14 protein-coding genes are annotated in these 16902 nt (G+C 41.6%); 2 read left to right on the top strand and 12 right to left on the bottom strand.

The annotated features are described in order from the left end of the window. The first annotated feature begins 118 nt into the window (after positions 1-118). Complete coding sequence (locus tag BI182_RS05170; protein ID WP_286805974.1) at positions 119-1348, top strand: multidrug effflux MFS transporter; 1230 nt, start codon at positions 119-121, stop codon at positions 1346-1348. A 68-nt stretch (positions 1349-1416) separates the two neighbouring features. Here the strand turns inward: BI182_RS05170 and BI182_RS05165 are convergent, their stop codons facing one another. From BI182_RS05165 to BI182_RS05155, 3 genes are read right to left on the bottom strand one after another with little or no spacing between them, the layout of a single operon-like run. Further along, on the bottom strand, positions 1417-1899 hold the full coding sequence (locus BI182_RS05165; RefSeq protein ID WP_286805972.1) for a flavodoxin family protein: 483 nt from the start codon (positions 1897-1899) through the stop codon (positions 1417-1419). Positions 1900-1931: 32 nt separating this feature from the next. Then, entirely contained in the window at positions 1932-4892 is a 2961-nt protein-coding gene (locus tag BI182_RS05160; protein WP_286805970.1) for a bifunctional diguanylate cyclase/phosphodiesterase, read from the bottom strand. Positions 4893-4927: 35 nt separating this feature from the next. Further along, positions 4928-6388, bottom strand: a complete 1461-nt coding sequence (locus tag BI182_RS05155; protein ID WP_286805969.1) for an extracellular solute-binding protein — start codon at positions 6386-6388, stop codon at positions 4928-4930. 352 nt (positions 6389-6740) lie between these two features. Between BI182_RS05155 and BI182_RS05150 the strand changes: the two genes are divergently transcribed. After that, entirely contained in the window at positions 6741-7157 is a 417-nt protein-coding gene (locus BI182_RS05150) for a hypothetical protein (protein WP_228879999.1), read from the top strand. 122 nt (positions 7158-7279) lie between these two features. Here BI182_RS05150 and BI182_RS05145 read toward each other — a convergent pair whose 3' ends face one another. From BI182_RS05145 to BI182_RS05105, 9 genes are all read right to left on the bottom strand, one after another. Continuing rightward, positions 7280-7819 (bottom strand): DUF6144 family protein, encoded by a 540-nt coding sequence (locus BI182_RS05145; protein ID WP_286805967.1) that lies wholly within the window; start codon positions 7817-7819, stop codon positions 7280-7282. A gap of 164 nt (positions 7820-7983) precedes the next feature. Then, the gene (locus tag BI182_RS05140; RefSeq protein WP_286805965.1) at positions 7984-8817 is read right to left on the bottom strand and encodes an AraC family transcriptional regulator; all 834 of its coding nucleotides are present in this window, start codon (positions 8815-8817) and stop codon (positions 7984-7986) included. A 10-nt stretch (positions 8818-8827) separates the two neighbouring features. Beyond that, positions 8828-9334 carry a GNAT family N-acetyltransferase gene (locus BI182_RS05135; protein ID WP_286805963.1) on the bottom strand — a complete coding sequence of 169 codons (507 nt, stop codon included), beginning with the start codon at positions 9332-9334 and terminating at the stop codon, positions 8828-8830. Continuing rightward, on the bottom strand, positions 9335-9787 hold the full coding sequence (locus BI182_RS05130; protein WP_070370728.1) for a DUF3795 domain-containing protein: 453 nt from the start codon (positions 9785-9787) through the stop codon (positions 9335-9337). It lies immediately after the preceding gene. A 94-nt stretch (positions 9788-9881) separates the two neighbouring features. After that, a complete protein-coding gene (locus BI182_RS05125) occupies positions 9882-10241 on the bottom strand; it encodes a hypothetical protein (RefSeq protein ID WP_286805961.1) in 360 nt (119 codons plus the stop codon). 201 nt (positions 10242-10442) lie between these two features. Further along, on the bottom strand, positions 10443-11330 hold the full coding sequence (locus BI182_RS05120) for a fructose bisphosphate aldolase (RefSeq protein ID WP_286805959.1): 888 nt from the start codon (positions 11328-11330) through the stop codon (positions 10443-10445). Between the two features lie 314 nt (positions 11331-11644). Beyond that, complete coding sequence (locus BI182_RS05115) at positions 11645-12211, bottom strand: DUF4256 domain-containing protein (protein WP_286805957.1); 567 nt, start codon at positions 12209-12211, stop codon at positions 11645-11647. A 152-nt stretch (positions 12212-12363) separates the two neighbouring features. Then, positions 12364-12723, bottom strand: coding sequence for a DUF4180 domain-containing protein (locus tag BI182_RS05110; protein ID WP_286805955.1), 360 nt, complete (start codon positions 12721-12723; stop codon positions 12364-12366). A gap of 316 nt (positions 12724-13039) precedes the next feature. Further along, a complete protein-coding gene (locus BI182_RS05105; RefSeq protein WP_286805953.1) occupies positions 13040-16822 on the bottom strand; it encodes an SMEK domain-containing protein in 3783 nt (1260 codons plus the stop codon). Positions 16823-16902: the final 80 nt, after the last annotated feature.

Below are 16902 nucleotides of genomic sequence, written 5' to 3'. Positions count from 1 at the left end.
TCCGTCTTTTTATCTTGATCTATCGATATAATTACTTGAAATCTAATCTATTTGCATTATAATATTAAATAGGGTTAATAAGTAATACCCACTTAAATTTATAGGAATGCGAGAAACGATGAAAAAACAAACAACTATTTCTAATAAAAACACCAGTGGACAAAAATACCTGGGTGATCGGGGTTTATTGATCTTCCTGGTCTTTCTAAGCGCTTTTGCCCCGCTATCTACCGATCTATATCTGCCAGCGCTACCGACCATGACTGCCTATTTCAATGTTCCCGAATATCTGACAAATCTGACCCTGATTCTGTTCTTTATCTTTTTTAGCGCCGGTATTCTGGTTTGGGGGCCGCTCAGTGATAAATATGGCCGCCGCCCGATTCTACTGGTCGGAATCACTGGCTATGCCATTGCCAGCCTACTCTGTGCCGTTTCCGGCAGCATTTATCAGCTGATTTTTTTCCGGGTTTTGCAGGCCATCGGCGGCGGTTCTGCCAGTGCTGTGGCCACTGCCATTGTCAAAGATGTCTACCATGAACGACAGCGAGAGAAAACTCTGGCCTTGGTTCAATCGATGGTCATTATTGTCCCGGCTGTTGCCCCAGTTATCGGGGCTCTGTTACTGACCTTCACCTCTTGGCGGGGGGTCTTTATCATCCAGGCTCTACTGGGACTCATTATCCTCTTGGGTTCCATCATTTTTCAGGAATCAATCGCACATCGGGGATCCGGAAATATTCTCCATACTTTGGGGCGACTGGGGGTCGTTCTTAAAAACCCGGGTTTTACTTCCCTGCTGATTATTTTTTCCCTTTCCAGCATCTCCGGATTGGCCTTTATTTCATCATCTTCTTATATTTATCAAAATGATTTTGGAACCAGCAGCCAGGTTTACAGTTACTTTTTTGCCTTTAACGCCCTGGCGATGCTGTTGGGACCCTTGATTTATATCAAACTATCCAACCATTTCAAGCGCTTTTCGATCATTAATCTCTGTTTTGGCATTACCATCTTAAGCGGTCTGGCCATTATTCTGTTCGGTCAGAGCAACCCCTTTATCTTTGCCCTGGCTTTATTTCCCGCTACATTGGCCGGTAGTTGCTCCCGTCCCCCCAGTGCCTACCTGATGCTGGATCAACAGCCTGAGGATGCCGGTTCAGCCTCTTCACTGATGGGTTCTTTTGCCACCATCATGGGCAGCTTGGGGATGATTATCATTTCCTTTAACATGGATCATCTGATTCCCGTTATCGGCGGGCTCAACATTATTCTGGGCTTGCTTTCCGGCGGATTATGGCTGGCCGTGACTAAAACACCACTGCTTCGTAAAATCAGAGAGACCTGATTGCTGTAAATTCTTTTGAATGAATAAAACTGCCTGATCCGCAAAACGTCGGGTCAGGCAGTTTTATTTTATGCGCCAATCAGTTTGCTGATTTGTGCTAATTTTTCATTAATATTTTTGTCCTGCTGCTGTTTGGGTTCTGAAAAATCAAAATTGCCAAGAATTTGATTGCCAGCGAGATGGGTCTTCATTTTCTCAAAACACTTGTCTGCACCACCGCCACGATGGGTGGCGATCAGAACAATCTTCTTTCCCGTGATATCATAATCTCTGAAAAAAGTATTCAGTGGCGGTGCCAGGGTATCGGCCCAAATCGGCGTGCCAATAATCACCGTCTCATACTTTGACAGATCGATGGCCGGATTGATAAGTTCCGGACACTCCCCAAATTTGGCGCCTTTCCCCCCAACCACATACTTGCTGATCTTCCCGGTGGGATACTCTTTCTGCGGTTTCAGTCGATAAAGATCAACCTCCGCATTTTTTCCAATTTGCTGAGCGATAAAATCCATATTCCCTTCCAGTGAATAATAAATAACAGCGGTTTTCATTTTTTTGCCCCTTTCATTTTTTAATCATTGTTTCATTCTTCCAATAAACTTTGGGTGACTTTCTTTTGTAATGCCTGAATTTCATTTTGCAATTCCGGATCGATTATCGCAAACTCAAACGTCGGCCGACCCAGATAAAACCCCTGAGCATAATCAATGCCCATCGCAATAACCGTGGCCAGATCATTTGAGGCTTCAATACCTTCGGCCACCACCTTGACGCCCTTGTTATGACAAAATTCGACCAGATTAGCAACCAAATTCTGTTTGTCCGCATTGTTGTTAATCCCCTGAATCATCTCCATATCAATCTTTATAATATCCGGCAACAGCGATAAAATCCGGATCTCATTGGAATAACCGCTACCAAAATCATCCAGAGCAATCGCCATCCCATTGTTTTTGATATAGTGTATTTTTTCAGATAAGAGCTCGATGTTGCGGCTATCTTCCTCGGTAATCTCGATGACAACCTGTTTGAAATGTTGACGATATTGCGTTTCAACAAACAGGTGATCTTCATCATTCAAACGCTGGCTGGGAATACTGTTGATAAATATTTTGCGTTCTTCAAGTTCCTCGGCGTACTCATCAAAGATCTGAAACGCCATCAAAATGATCATTCGTTCCAGTTGTGCCAGTTTTGACTGAGCTGCCGCTACGGCTAGAATTTCTCTGGGATTTTTGAAATTGTCCAGTAGGGGCCGCATCAATGCCTCATAACCCATAATTTCGCCGCTTTTTAAATCAACGATAGGCTGAAAGGCAAAGCGAATCAGCTGTTCATCCAATAAACGATTAATGGCCTCACGGTTTTCCAGCAGATAAGACATCTGCTGATAATACTCCCGATTGAATTCAAACAAACGACCTTTTTCCTTGTGTTTGGCCTCATACATGGCAAAATCTGACCGTTTCAGTAAATCCAGAACGTTGCTGGCATCCTGGGGATACCAGGCCACCCCCGCCGAAAAACGAATCTGATTCTCATTACCATCCGGTGTGGTCAATAAAAAAGACTTCCCGTAAGGATAGAGGTTTTGAATTATCTGGCGGAGCTCATCCTGATTGCCGTAATCATGGAGGTAGATGGCAAACTCATCCCCGGAAATCCGGGAGACAATACCGCTAAACTGTTCGAAATAGCGGAAAATTTCACTGGCCCGGATAATCAGCCGATCCCCCACATCATGGCCAAACGTGTCATTGATATATTTGAGATTGTCCAGATCAATGAAAATCATCGCCCCAATTTCATCGGGCTTTTCTGCTATTCTCCTTGTCGCTTCCCGTTTCAAGGCGGTGTTGCTAAACAGCCCTGTCAATGCATCATAATCCAGCTCATTGGTTAACCGTCGTTTTTCTTCAATGTCGTCGGTGACATCCTGAATCACCCCGACCAGTCCATTGGGCGACTTGGCCTCGAGAATCCGCAGCCACATCTGTTTTTCGGTATAGGCATCGTAATACTCATAGATATTTTCCTGCCCTGCCACCGGTTTTTTGGTCACCTGCTGATAGTAGCGGGACCAGTCATCCTGAGATACCACACTACCGGGATCCAGATGGAGCAGCCAATAGACAAAATCGGTGAGGATCACCTGGTTGTTTTCCAGCACTTCGTAACCGCCAATCGGCAACAAACTCAATTCCAGTATTTTAGAGGTGGTTTTAGAGACATTCATCAAGCGCTGGTTTAACAATTGCACGGCTGTCGTCAGGTCATCAACCTCCCGCATACCCGTGGGTTTGAAATAAATCTCATCGTAGGGCGACAGTTCCCGGACGTATTTTGACAACCGCGAGATCTTCCGGGTAAAAAAGTAAACCAGTACAAAAACGGCCCCAAAAGCCAGGACGGTGGTCAGCAAAATGCTGTATATCAGTTTCTCCCGCACGGATACCGAATTTTCCCGCAAAACATCTTTTGGCACCAGACAAGCCAGGGTCCAGTTCTGATCGGCAAAAGGCGAATTATCACTATATACTTTCAGTTTCTGAACGGAAGCAACCATTGTCCCCAGTGCTCCCAATCGGGTTTCAAAAATTCCCTCGTCCTGTCCTTTTGTGAGTTTCAATTGCTCTCCACTTTTTAAATAGGTTTCTGCTAAAACCCCACTGGGAATAAACCAGTCCAGATTCAGGGTCTGATCAATCATTTGGGTAATCACATAAAAACTGTTGTGATAAAGCAAGTCAGAATCCGGTAGATAATGCTGGCTGAAATAAGGCATATCAATTTCGATCCCCATCACTCCATAGCCATTCCCATTTTCATCCAGAAGCGGCAAGGTATAGGTAACAACCTGCTGATTGTCTTTTAGCAGATCCCGGGGCGGCGCCCAATAACCATACCGCTCCATTTCAGCATTTTTAAACTGACTGCTGGCCCAGATTGGTTTCTCATAAAAATCGAAGACTCCGGCTGAATTTTCTCGACGCAGATCCAGATTCCAGCGGATGCTGGTAGCCATGGTGTATTGTTTAGATACCGCAATCGGACCAATTTCCAGTAAATAGTTTGACGTCGCACCACTATCCGGAGTACTGTTGCGAATATATACCGCCGAATGCGCCGCAGAATCACCTTTATTCGAATTTGAACCATTCAAAACAAAGAAGGCCCCGGTCACCTGGTTTTCTTTCAGGATTGTTACCAGCGACTGACTGGCCAGCAAAGCCGTTTCATTATACGCCAAATCATTGAGATACAACTCATCGGGAGTACTGCCCTGCTGCTGAGCTAACAAAATTAAGGCGGCATTGAGTTGTTCGGTCTCGCCGGTGACATTCGCAATCGTCTGACCCACCGACGCATCAAATGTTTTCTTCCGTGTTTCGGTGGTATTGTTCAACAATCGCACCGCTTCAGCATCCAGAATGAAAAAGACCTGGGATACCCACAGTGCCGATAGTAAGGCCAGGCTTTGAAAGGTGACAATCAGCGCCAATAATATATTTAACTGTCTTCGAAGGGTCCAGGTCTTTTTCATGTAAGTTTCCTTATCAACTGTTTTTTTAAGCTTGATTATTTTTCAACATAGGCTATCCCGGACTCATCAAGCTGGCTGCGAATAACGGTCAACCACTCTTCAAACCGGGCATTAAGATCCAGCGCTACCAGTATTTCCGCTTCTGACATGCCCTGTTCCTTTAATACCATAGCATTTTGACGGCCAGCTTCACCCATTGCCGTCAATGATTTTTCCAGCGTCGTTCGCACCTCATAACTGCCTTTAAAAGGAAGTGACGCATAGGTTTCCCGTTCCATGATCTGATCCAGAGCGATCTCATAGACTTTTGCAATATTTTGATCAGCCGCTGTTCCAGCACTTAAAGTCCCCAACGATGTTTTAAAGGCTTCATTCTCGTAAGCGCCAGCTTGCACTGGCAGGTACCCGGTAGTCATGGCAAAATCAATATTCTGCGCTTCTGCAGTAAACCATTTTAGAAAAACGGCCGCCCCTTCCTGCTTAGCTGGGGTCGAGTTGGTCACACTCATCCCTGCCCCCTGCTGGATTGCGTCGGGGCTACCACCGGTAAAGACCGGGTAGGACAGCGCCAGAAAATCGATGGGTTGCTGTGTATTGTCTTTTTCGATCCAGGTTGGGAAATAGGCTGCACCCGATGATGAACCAACGTAGGCTACCAGATCCCCGGCTTTAATATCATCTGACCGGAATTTGCCGACCGCGTTGAAGTAACCCAGGCTCATACCTCCGTAATAGGTATCAAAGATCTTTTTCATCACTTCCCGGTTTAACACGACCTGCTGATTTTTGCCATCGATGACTTCAACCCCCAATTGCTTGTTGCCGATGATGATATAATTTGCCACCGAATCAACGCCCATCAGACTTTTACCATCCCCGGTGGTTTCCGGTGTCTGAGCATCGGTCCAGTTATAATAGCTCTGCGCCGCTGCATAAACCCCTTCCCAGGTGCCAAGCTTACTGGCATCCAGACCACTTTCTGCGGCAAATTTACTCCAAGCAGTTTTATTAACATAGAGCAGCTCGGTACTTTTGACAATCGGCAGAATCAGTAGCCGCTCGCCATCAAATTGGCCACTGTTTAAAAATTCTTCCACATACAGCCCCTTTTCGGCTTCGGTAAAGTAATCGTTTAAATCACACAATTTTCCCAACGCATCTATTTCTAACGCCTTATCAGGATAACAGGAGAACAAATCCGGCATGGCTTCGGCATTGATCACGCCATTGGCGGCATCAGTCACCGCTTTTTCGAGTTCCGCAACACTGCCTTTGGCAACCGCATTAACCACCACTCCTTTTTCGGAACCCACACTGGTGTTAAAGGCATCCACCGCTTTTTCCAGGGCAATCTTATTATCCCCCACATAATAATGCCACAGGGTAATCGAAACCGGATTTTTAGGATCGAGTGCTGTCTTTTCCCCGGTTGAGCAGGCTGTCAGGGTGATCAACATGCTTAAAACCAGACAGGCTAGTTTAATTCTTCTTTTCATTTGCTTTTGCTACTCCTTTAATTTATGAATCCCAAGATTTTTACGCTGTCACTAACACTTGCCCTCAACTGCTGATGCTTTTCTGATTTTAGCTTGTGTATTTTTTGTTGCTCTATTTCAGAAATTTTCTGTCATTTACTGAATATTTTATCAGAGGTTTGACTCAATGAAAAGAACTATTCCAGAAATAAAAGTCTCCCAAAGTCTTTTGATATGATAAAATTGCGGAAAATTAACGACGTTCCGAAATCGCCCAAAATACAACCATCTCATTTTTTGAAATAACTTGAAAACCTACCCTCAATCCTTTATACTTTAGTCATTTCTATTTATTGTAACAAGGGAGCTCAAAATGACAAAAAACATTTGGATTCACGGATTAACCTTGCTTTTGATCGTGATTTTATGCGGCTGTTCGGTCAAACCGGTTGCTGAAAGTCAACCTTCATTAAGTAACAATGACCCAGCTCAACTCATTGGTAAATGGGAATTCGTGGGCGACAATGGCTACTATGAAACCTATGAGTTTACACCAGATCATCAGGTTATTATTGAAAACCGCACCCTGGGGAAATGGGTGAAGGTTGTTTATACGTACGAAGATGTCTCGGGGCTACTTGTCCTCACTAATGGGCAGCGCTTTGAAAGTGATCAATTCATTGGCACACTGGATAACCTTGGGATGATCAATTATCATGTTGATAACCATGCTTTATTTATTTTTAATAATACCTATAACCGTGTTGATTCCTTTTCTCAATCTCATTAAGCTTGTTTCCTTTTACGTCCACTACCCCAAAAAGACAAACGCCGATGCGGCATTTTTATCTGCAACATCGGCTTAGGCCTAAACTTTGGTTATGCTCTTTAGTATTTCTCCTGACAATATTTTTACTTCCAGATATCTTTTTCAGGAATAATTTTCATCAGACAGTTGTTGTCACCCATTTTGATGCTTTTCAGAAGCTCCACCTCTACCTGACACTGGAATGCTTTTTCGAAAAGCACCTGGCTGTAACCGGTGGTGCATTGACACCAGGTATCCGTCTCCAGCCGGTCAACGCCTTCTAACATTGGGCAAGGGCAAAATGGAAATTGGAGATAGAGCTCCCCCTTATTACTATAAAGCCCCGCAGCATTGGCTTTGGCCTGACTACCGAATTCTTCCAGACTCGCTGATTCGGCGACCAGCTCATTAAGTAGCGCCAAGCGCTCATCCATGCCGTAACCACACTGGCAATTTCTGCGAATCTGCACAACCGTGTCGCGATCAAACTGCTTTTCCAGCCGTTTCATTGTCGCTTTAACCCAGCTCGGGTTATTCTCCGATTCATCCGAACCAACTACGATTGCTTTAGCAACCGCCTCGTTGCTTTGATCTTTGACCGCCTGAAAAATAACCTGTTCCTGAATTTTTCTGATATCAAACATTTTAACATCCTCCGTTTTTGTTTTATCATCCGTTTGGCTTTTTGAAGCAGGCCGTTATTTGTTTATTTTCCAATAAAAAAACAAACCTCTTTCAAATCGACCCCTGTCTCTTGACAACTATCATTATAAAAAAAAGTCTGTTTCATTACTTCTGAATTCTTGCGCTATTTAACGGGAATGCATAAATCCATGATCACCTGGCTGTGCGCTCGGTCAATTTGGCGATAAATATTAAGACCATAGCGTTCATCCATTTCATAACCGCTGTCTGGCAGCCAGATATTATAAATGCCCTGAAGGGTTTCATAGATATCCTTGATCAGCCCATCAAAGCGGTAAACCGCAAATTTTCCAGCGCCGATCATCGTGCTGTTGGAACACTCACCGTTGGCATCGATAGTCATACACAAATCGTATAAACATTGGCCGACCCGGGTAATGGCCGGATCATCATAGTAGCGTTCAATGAGGAGGGTATCGGCATGAATCTCTTCATGATGTTTGGCCGTAAAAACTTCCCACTGGGCGCCCAGATCAAGGTAATTTCCCAGATACCGCTCATAAAGCACCCGGAATTCGGCTAGTTGCCGGATCTCAATCTTCTGATCATACCTTTCAAAGACCTGAAATCGTGCCAGTTGATCGGGACGATAGGGGTGAGGGGCATCGCTGGTATTCACGGTTTTGCGAAATTCTGCCGGGGAACGATGATGGTGCTTTTTAAATGCGGAGCTGTAGTTTGACGAACTGTAGCCATAACTGCTTCCGATAGTGGTAATTGATTTATCTTTGCCGAGCTTCATTTCAATAGCGCTTTGTTCCATTTTTAAACGCTTGATAAAGGCATACACCCCTTCACCAGTTTCGGCTTTGAAAATCCGGCATAAATAATACTTGGACAGATGACAATAATCCGCCACATCAGTGATGGTGATTTCCTCATTGAGGTTATCAATAATAAATTCAATGGCTTTACAGACGCATTCATTTTTTAGCATCGTTTTGTTGTTATTCCCGGATTAACGCATAGAGTTTCATATCCTCTATCTGATCATTTTTGACAGCATTCTTTCTAAGGATTCCTTCCACCTGAAAGCCAGCTTTTTCAAGAATGCGGCATGATCCCAGATTTCTAACAAACGGTTCCGCAAAAATCCGGATGATATCGGTTGTTTCAAAAATCAGTTCACAGATCTGTTTAACCGCCCGGGTTCCATGTCCCTGACCCCAGTCGGACTCGGCAATATAATAACCCAGCTCGCCAGTTCGAAAATGGATGTTTTCTTTGCGAAACACCCCAATGCTGCCTACGATCCGATTGCCATCGGTAACGGCATATGCAAAGATTTGATCCTGATCGGCATCCAGCATGGCCTTTATATATCCTTTTGCATCGTCAATGGTATAGGGATAGGGTAAGCCGTCCCGTAGATTCGCCAGAATTTTCGGGTTGTTTAGCATCTCTGAAAGTGGCTCCGCATCTGTCATTTTCCATTTGCGTAGAGTTGTTTTCAATTATCTTTCCTCCTCATTCCAGCGGTAGCGTTTATTTTTTCGCAAAGTCTCAAGATCACACTGCAGACAGAGCCCATTATGACAACAAATTGGTTCCCCACATTTAGGACATGCCCACCGCTTTGTTTCGCTTTTTAGAAACGCCGCCATCCCATTTTTCTGGAGCGCCTTCAGGTTTTCAATCATACTCATATGATATTTGGTCCGATAACGCTTATCAAGGCCCTTTAGGCGCTTACAGGGGAAATCACGACATTCATAACAAAAACGAACCTGCCCATTTTTTAAAAGCTCACAGCTGTCACCCATATGGGTGCAGTTTTCGCCCCTTGGAATACAGCCGGGGCAGTATTTCCGATTAAAACCCTGTTTTTTTAAATCATACTTTTTCATTTGATAGGCGACACATAAGCTGCAATTCATGCCGCAGGGGGCAATCAGGTTTTCTTCCATCACGAACACCTCTCATTATTCATCGCACAATTTTCTATAAAACATTGCCTTATAAACATGAAATCATTTGAAGCAAACTAAATGCCAATGGCTATCAGCCGAATGGTATGGCAATTTTGGCATACATCGTCAATAAACTTAGGCCAACGATAACAACATATGGTGAATACTTAAACAATGGATCTTTAAGCAGTTCGACAAACATGATAAACAGTCCGACCAGGAAAGCGACCAGTCCAAAATTAAAAAAAACGGTCCTGATACTAATGATTTCCCACGGCAACATGATAAAATTTATATAACCCGAATGTGAAAAACAGATTAATAAACAGGCCACTGCCACAAAGGCATTTGACAGTCTAATTGATGGCTCAATATTTTTTATTGTCCTTGATAGCATGATCAAATACACGACGATAAGCATAGCGCCACATAATAGCAACAGATCATTCATCTTCAGCCTCCAGTTTTGTTTTTTTGTCACATCTTCGCTGTTTGGCTTTTACACATAAACAACGACTACCGATTGTTTATTTATTGTAACATGTTGTTTCTGAGCTGACAAACAAAACGTCCTTTTTGCTTTTTAAATCGATCAAAAAAAGAGCGTGTTACACTACGCTCTCTTATCACTGATAATTCAGAATCCCGTCATCTATTTAATCGAAGCTTCATAAATCGATTGGATCGATTCATCTAATACCTTGTCAAATTCTGCATCACTCTGACCAACATTGAGACCTTCGGTCAGAGCTCTTGAGAAACTGGCAATCAGTTTCGGATTTTTAGTCAGTTTGATGTTGGACTCTTCCCGGGAATACCCGCCGGATAAGGCAACCGTTCTAACGACATTCGGATGGGCAATTACCTCCTGATAAAAATTATCAACGTCGGGAATGGTCAGCTTAAACATGATCTGACAACTTGGCTCCAGCGCTTTCAGATGTTCAAGAATTTCCTGCTTGAGAATCGCTTCCGCTTCTGCCTTGTTGGGAGTATGAATATCCACTTCCGGCTCCAGAATTGGAATAAAACCGGCCGCCACGATGGCTCGCCCGACTTCAAATTGTTGATCAACAATGGCTTTAATACCAGTTGGATTTGCTTCTTTGATAACGGACCGCATTTTGGTTCCAAAGATATTCCGTTCTTTTGCCCGAGCCAGCAAGGCATCGAGATCCGCAATCGGTTTCATCAACTGAACACCATTCCCCAGATCCAACAACCCTTTATCCACTTTTAATATCGGTACGATTCCTTTAACATCCCAAAGATAATCGGCACTGTATTTATCATCCACTTTTAAATCCATTGTTTTTTCAAATAGAATCGCTGCCAGAATTCTTTCTTTAGTAAAGGCAGGACTTTTCATAATTCTTGTTCGCATTTCATGAACCATTTGAAACATCTCAGCTTCATCCGCATATGCTTCTTTGGGAATGCCATAAATCGCCAACGCTTTTGGAGTGCTGCCTCCGCTTTGATCCAGGGCGGCAATAAAACCGTTGTCATTTTTCATCCGTTCCAACTGTAACATATTCATCAATACACCTCCGCTTATTTTATGCTCTATTTGTTTTATGCTCTATTGTATTATACACCTTTCGAAGGCTTTTGGAACCACTTTTAAAATATTTTTTACAAAAGAATTTTTCAAGGGATTTATTTGATCCCGCAAGGACGCTTGTTTCTAGGGTTTTTGAAAGAAGCAATAAGTTATTCTTATTTAATCACCATTAAATATTTTCATTATAAGAATATATGTCGATTTTTTTGCACTATATAAACTGCATCGGCAAATGTTTTTGTGATGCTCATGCCCATAAATCCGTTTCTTCGGAAACCATCTGTTCAAAGTCAGACTCTTAGCTCCCCACGAAAGCCTCTTACCCCATAATAAGAAGGAGCACTGTTGTGATAGACAAAAACATGGTCGTAACGACGATCCCCAAAGAGCGCACCGCCACGTTTTCTGATCTCAGCCGGTGTTTTTAGCCAGCTTGACGTTTTTGTATCAAAACTCCCCAGTTTCTGTAATTCCCGGTATTGTTCTTCAGTTAATAGTTCGATGTCCATGGCGGTTGCCATATCAATGGCGCTATTCTCCGGTTTATGTTCTTTCCGTGAATCCAACCCTTCACGGTCGTAACAAACATTTCTACGGCCTTTAGGACTTTCTTCAGAGCAATCATAAAAAATGTATTCCTTCGTATCCTGATCATAGCCAACCACATCCGGTTCACCGCCGGTTTCTTCCATTTCATTGAGCGACCATAGTTTTTCTGGTTTAACTTCCAGTTTTTCCTGAATCTCAACCCAAGTTAAACCTGGATGCCGGTTCATATTATTCTTGAAACGGACACTCAAAAGGTTGAGTAGCTTTTCACGCTGTTCTAAAGGCAATTCTTTTATTACATTTTTCATCATGAAACCTCCTTGAAATTATCAGAATTCATTATTGAAATGTTGCGTTTGCATTAAGCTTTTTCCATACCTGCATCTAAAGCCACTTATTAAATTGTTTAAAACAGATTTTTCATTACATGATCATGATCGCTTTTTTGACGAATATTATTTTAACCTAGTTTCTTCAACGCTTCTTCCACATCTGAAACAAAGTACAGATGTTTGCCCTGATTCGATTCATAAATAAAATCACGGAGCGCCTTGCTCGTATGCCCCGAAAAATCACCGATGATTACCAGCCGGATGCCGTAATTCACATATTTTTGGGTGATTTCTCCGGCAAGCCGGGTCTTCAAATCAAAAAAATCTTCTGTTATGGCTTCTTTATCGACAATGATCGCGTCACATTCGGTTTCATAGCGTACTGTCGCCATCAAATCCAATGCTGACTGAACATCGGTAAGGATCGGCGTGCTTGTGCGGACATAGGCAATATTTTTGCCTTTATTGTTTAGTGTTTCGATTTGCATGTTTTCCTCCGTTGTTTTAAATTTCGTTTGGCAAAGGGGTTTGTCTTTAGGTTATGTTAATGTAAATTTTATTGGAAATCAATAAGCATGGCAATTCTAGTCTTGTATTTTAATCCATATAGTTTCCTATTTTTCATGATTGATTAAATAAAGTTTACCTTTACTTATTGTAAAACTGATACTCTGATAGTTGTTACCAGGAAAAGTTTTCAGCCATACTATTTTTTCATATTTTAATTAGATCAGTGTTTTTGCTTAACATTTTTTGCAATATAATATTTCATAAATTGATAACTGTCTCTTTTTCTCTTTGTTATCACTCAACCATGAAATAATTATAAACAGAATCATCACCTAACCAACATGCCATTGCACGACTCCTCACAGTAGAATCTGGATGGGCTACCATCTTTTCCAGATAATCCTTTCGATCATCTCCATTTAACCATTCTTGATTATTTAACCGCCTTATGAAATTGAGTGTTAATACGGTTTCCTCCCCATTGGCCAATCTCAAAATCGATTCTTTCCTATCTTTCAAACAATGACTCGGCAAATCTAAAATAACTGAAAATATATAATTCGGTACTTGCCGGTTTATCAATCTTTCAAGGCAATTATCTAAAAATACACCATCCTCTACTAGTATCTGCTCTAATCCAGCTCTAGCTACCTTTGACATATCAGAATTTTCATGACCTATATATGTTATAAGATCCTCTTTGGGACATTGCTGCATAGCTAGTAGCACCTCAATAAAACTACCGAGTGGTAGATCTCCACCTGTATTGCATTTAGGACAAAAACCTCTCTCGTCTAAAATTGCTCCGGATTTACACTGTTGACAAGTGACTTTTTTATTAAGCCATAATTCAAATTGTTGTTTTATTGTGTTTATAAGTGGTTCTTTGATGTTTTCAGGATAGGATTCCTTTTTTTCGTTCAATAGATACTTGAGCACAGCTTTAGCTACATCGGGTTCATCACTATTAAGACCCTTTTTTACAATTCGTAGCCATTGCTCCCAATTAATTGGTCCTTGGCAATCGTTCAAATTATCATAAAGTTCATGGTAACATGGTAGATCATTACTATCCAAGCGCTTCAACATTAAGCTCATGGAATTTTCTTTGAAAATACGCGGTAACAACCAGCCGACCCGTGCCATCACGTTAGAATCTCCACGGAAAAGCAGCTCACGAATTCCCCCCTTCATTCCTTCTTCCTCTGAATTAGCCAGAGCAATTAACGCTGACGGAATTCCCAAGATGTCTGAGTTACTACAAAGACCTTCGACAATATGACCAATAGGTATCACTCCTCCGGTTCTCTCCCAAAGACATTCTGCTGAAAGATTGCATCTAATCTGATCAAATCTGGATGTCTCCATATCTTCTCCGTTTTTTAGCAAATAATACAACTCCTCTTTTAATCTATCCACATCAATCCCACCAGCTAGACAAGCTGCTTTCAAAATCGATTTGGAATAGCTATTCGACAAATCGTATTGCAGAACCATCAATTCACTGATAGGCATTTCCATCAAGCCAATAACCTGTAACAATTTTGAATACTCTGGACATATCTTCATCGGATTTTTTATCTCTGTTGTCCCATATATATCTACTAATATCTGAACCAGCATACCTAGATTATCCTCTAATTTCTGGTGCGATTTCATGAAATCAGCAATAGAAAATTTGCTCTTCTGTTGATAATACTCATCAGCCCACTCTTTTTCGCCTACCTGCTCCAGATATTCCTGTAAAATTTTCATTCCAGCAACCGTGCAGTGATCGTAGTAGATATGCTTAATTGCATCTATGACCGGTAGATCTCTCTCTGCAATTTTTAATCGTTTTACGGTTTCTTCCATATTTTTTTTAGCAAGCCCCTGATACCCTCTATCCGGATTTTTACCATAACAAATAATGAAATTCCTAAGAACATCGTAATCCTGTTCCTCTACAGGAATACGCAAATACACGCTATAGGATGAATCACGAATCCACATGAAATTTGTTTGAAGTAAACGCAACAACACCTCAGTATGCCAATTTAGGGATTTTCCTTCCATTTGCCATATAGCTTTTGCCGCTTTGTTCGATAAATATGGATTATCGGACTGCAAATACTCCAGTAATTTATCATACAATGCCTGTGGACCTTTTGAAGAATGTTTCTCTCCCACTCCTTCTGCTGCTAAAAAGATAGCTCCATTAGGCAATTGACTCCCTTGTTCTATCTCCAAAAGCTTCTCGATAATTGATATTTCATCCTCACAAGCAATTGCCATTCGTATCGACTCATGCCAGATGCTTTGACGATAATGCGAATTAATCCACTCTTGTTTACTTATTTCTGTCATTTGACTGATGTATTTACCTGCAAGAAACTCACCGATATTCAAGTGCAAAAACAGGTACCGTTCCTCTCCCTGAAAATAACTACAATCTAAGATCCCTCTCTCTGACCAGAAATCTACACATATTTCTGCCTTCTGCCGTCCTACCAGCTTTCGACACTCTAGTTCTTCCTCAAAGCACGTTCCGACATATTCTACAATCTTACTTTTCGTGTACACCCCTTGGTACATTTCGTCAACATGATTCAGCATATAAAATGCAATAATTTCGCTTCCTCGCAACAATTCTGATTCACTAATTTTTTTCGCATTTTCTCTACTAGATCTTTGCAACCACTCCATCAAAATCTGTTCGTATAGTTCACATCGATACTGTCCGAAAAATTGCTTCCTTATACTCATCTGAAGTAAGAACCCCAATAAGAGGGGGCTCCGACATGCCAAATCTCGTATCTTTCTCTGAATTAGTTGTTTCTCAAACCACCCTATACATGATTCCAAATTCTCCGGTTCGAGCTCTTCTAATATTTTTTCCACATACGAATTCAAATGATCCGGATTCAGTGTCTGTATCTCCAGATGCTCAAAATCTTCCAAAGGCAAAAAATCATAACCAATAGGACGACTAGTCACCACGATTTTTACAGATTGATGACCTGTAGACCATGCACTGATTTCTTGAGCAACTTTTCTCCTGATATCCCCGCATTCGTCCAAACCATCCAGAAATAAAAATTCAAACTGTCCCTGAACCTCTTCCTTTTCTAGTTGAAAATCTAAGGACTGAACCATGGCACTGCGAAGTGCTTCATCAAACGACTGTCCAGTTCTTATGTATCCAGCCACATCCATCAGGGATACTTTAATTGACCGACAACCTCTTCTTAAAGCTATAAAGAGCAACTTTTTGCATAAGGTGCTTTTACCCATTCCTGGCCCTGCTAGAACGACGGTTTTTCTTCCTGTCTCCAATACGGTTTCCACATCATATACATCTTTGTCTCTGGTTGAATACTCATGGTATGCTGTCAGCATTGTTTCTTTATCATTTTTGGATGTTTCCATCTTCAAAAGATCATCTCTCTTGATCAACTGTAGTTGAATCCAAGTTTTCTCTATTGGTAACTGTTTTCCCAACCCAATAATCATGATATGGCTATTTTCCCTCTTGACCAGCTCCATATAGGCATCTATTTTTTCAATACTCGCATGATTGACAGAACCGTCGCATTTCAGCTCCCATTCTAAATACTCTGTCAATTCCTTAAGCTTTCCTGGCTCCATAGACTGACAGTAATTTAAGATTGTACCGAAATCTAAAATATCACTTTCAACATCGAATTGGAGGTAACTTTCCCAGCTTTGATTGTCCAGTTTGTATGTTGCTTTTTTTCGACCAAGGATAAAGATCTTTAATTTTGGAAATGTTTTATATCCTTCATTTCTAATTACCATTTCGATGGTTTCTCTAAATTTAGTTACATCATTTCTTCTTGTTACCTGAATACCAATTCCATTTTCTCGATTTCCTAAGTCGATTCCGGGGAAATTTGCTTTTTCCTGGTTGAGGTTTTCCGTATTATAGGTAAAGCAGATATTTAAAATTCGGTTTGTAATATCTTCCCATACAATGTTCGCATTATTCAGATTATTCTTCGCTAGACTTTTTAATTCTATTTCCGCAATGGAGAACATCCTGTGTATTCTATTTATATAGTCTTCCCTGCGAGTCATAACATTCGCTCCCATCCTCGATCATTAGATATTATTTATCTTTAATACTACTAGTTCGTTTCGTTATCATATTTATTCCA

Source organism: Acetobacterium sp. MES1 (genome assembly GCF_002237635.1).
Classification (GTDB): domain Bacteria; phylum Bacillota; class Clostridia; order Eubacteriales; family Eubacteriaceae; genus Acetobacterium; species Acetobacterium wieringae.
This window is presented reverse-complemented; position numbering and strand designations above follow the sequence as displayed.

Coding starts and splice junctions, on each gene's coding strand:
- BI182_RS05140 (WP_286805965.1), bottom strand. CDS start 8,817: ATGCTAAAAAATGAATGCGTCTGTAAAGCCATTGAATTTATTATTGAT.
- BI182_RS05170 (WP_286805974.1), top strand. CDS start 119: ATGAAAAAACAAACAACTATTTCTAATAAAAACACCAGTGGACAAAAA.
- BI182_RS05130 (WP_070370728.1), bottom strand. CDS start 9,787: ATGGAAGAAAACCTGATTGCCCCCTGCGGCATGAATTGCAGCTTATGT.
- BI182_RS05115 (WP_286805957.1), bottom strand. CDS start 12,211: ATGAAAAATGTAATAAAAGAATTGCCTTTAGAACAGCGTGAAAAGCTA.
- BI182_RS05110 (WP_286805955.1), bottom strand. CDS start 12,723: ATGCAAATCGAAACACTAAACAATAAAGGCAAAAATATTGCCTATGTC.
- BI182_RS05150 (WP_228879999.1), top strand. CDS start 6,741: ATGACAAAAAACATTTGGATTCACGGATTAACCTTGCTTTTGATCGTG.
- BI182_RS05160 (WP_286805970.1), bottom strand. CDS start 4,892: ATGAAAAAGACCTGGACCCTTCGAAGACAGTTAAATATATTATTGGCG.
- BI182_RS05145 (WP_286805967.1), bottom strand. CDS start 7,819: ATGTTTGATATCAGAAAAATTCAGGAACAGGTTATTTTTCAGGCGGTC.
- BI182_RS05165 (WP_286805972.1), bottom strand. CDS start 1,899: ATGAAAACCGCTGTTATTTATTATTCACTGGAAGGGAATATGGATTTT.
- BI182_RS05105 (WP_286805953.1), bottom strand. CDS start 16,822: ATGACTCGCAGGGAAGACTATATAAATAGAATACACAGGATGTTCTCC.
- BI182_RS05155 (WP_286805969.1), bottom strand. CDS start 6,388: ATGAAAAGAAGAATTAAACTAGCCTGTCTGGTTTTAAGCATGTTGATC.
- BI182_RS05120 (WP_286805959.1), bottom strand. CDS start 11,330: ATGAATATGTTACAGTTGGAACGGATGAAAAATGACAACGGTTTTATT.
- BI182_RS05125 (WP_286805961.1), bottom strand. CDS start 10,241: ATGAATGATCTGTTGCTATTATGTGGCGCTATGCTTATCGTCGTGTAT.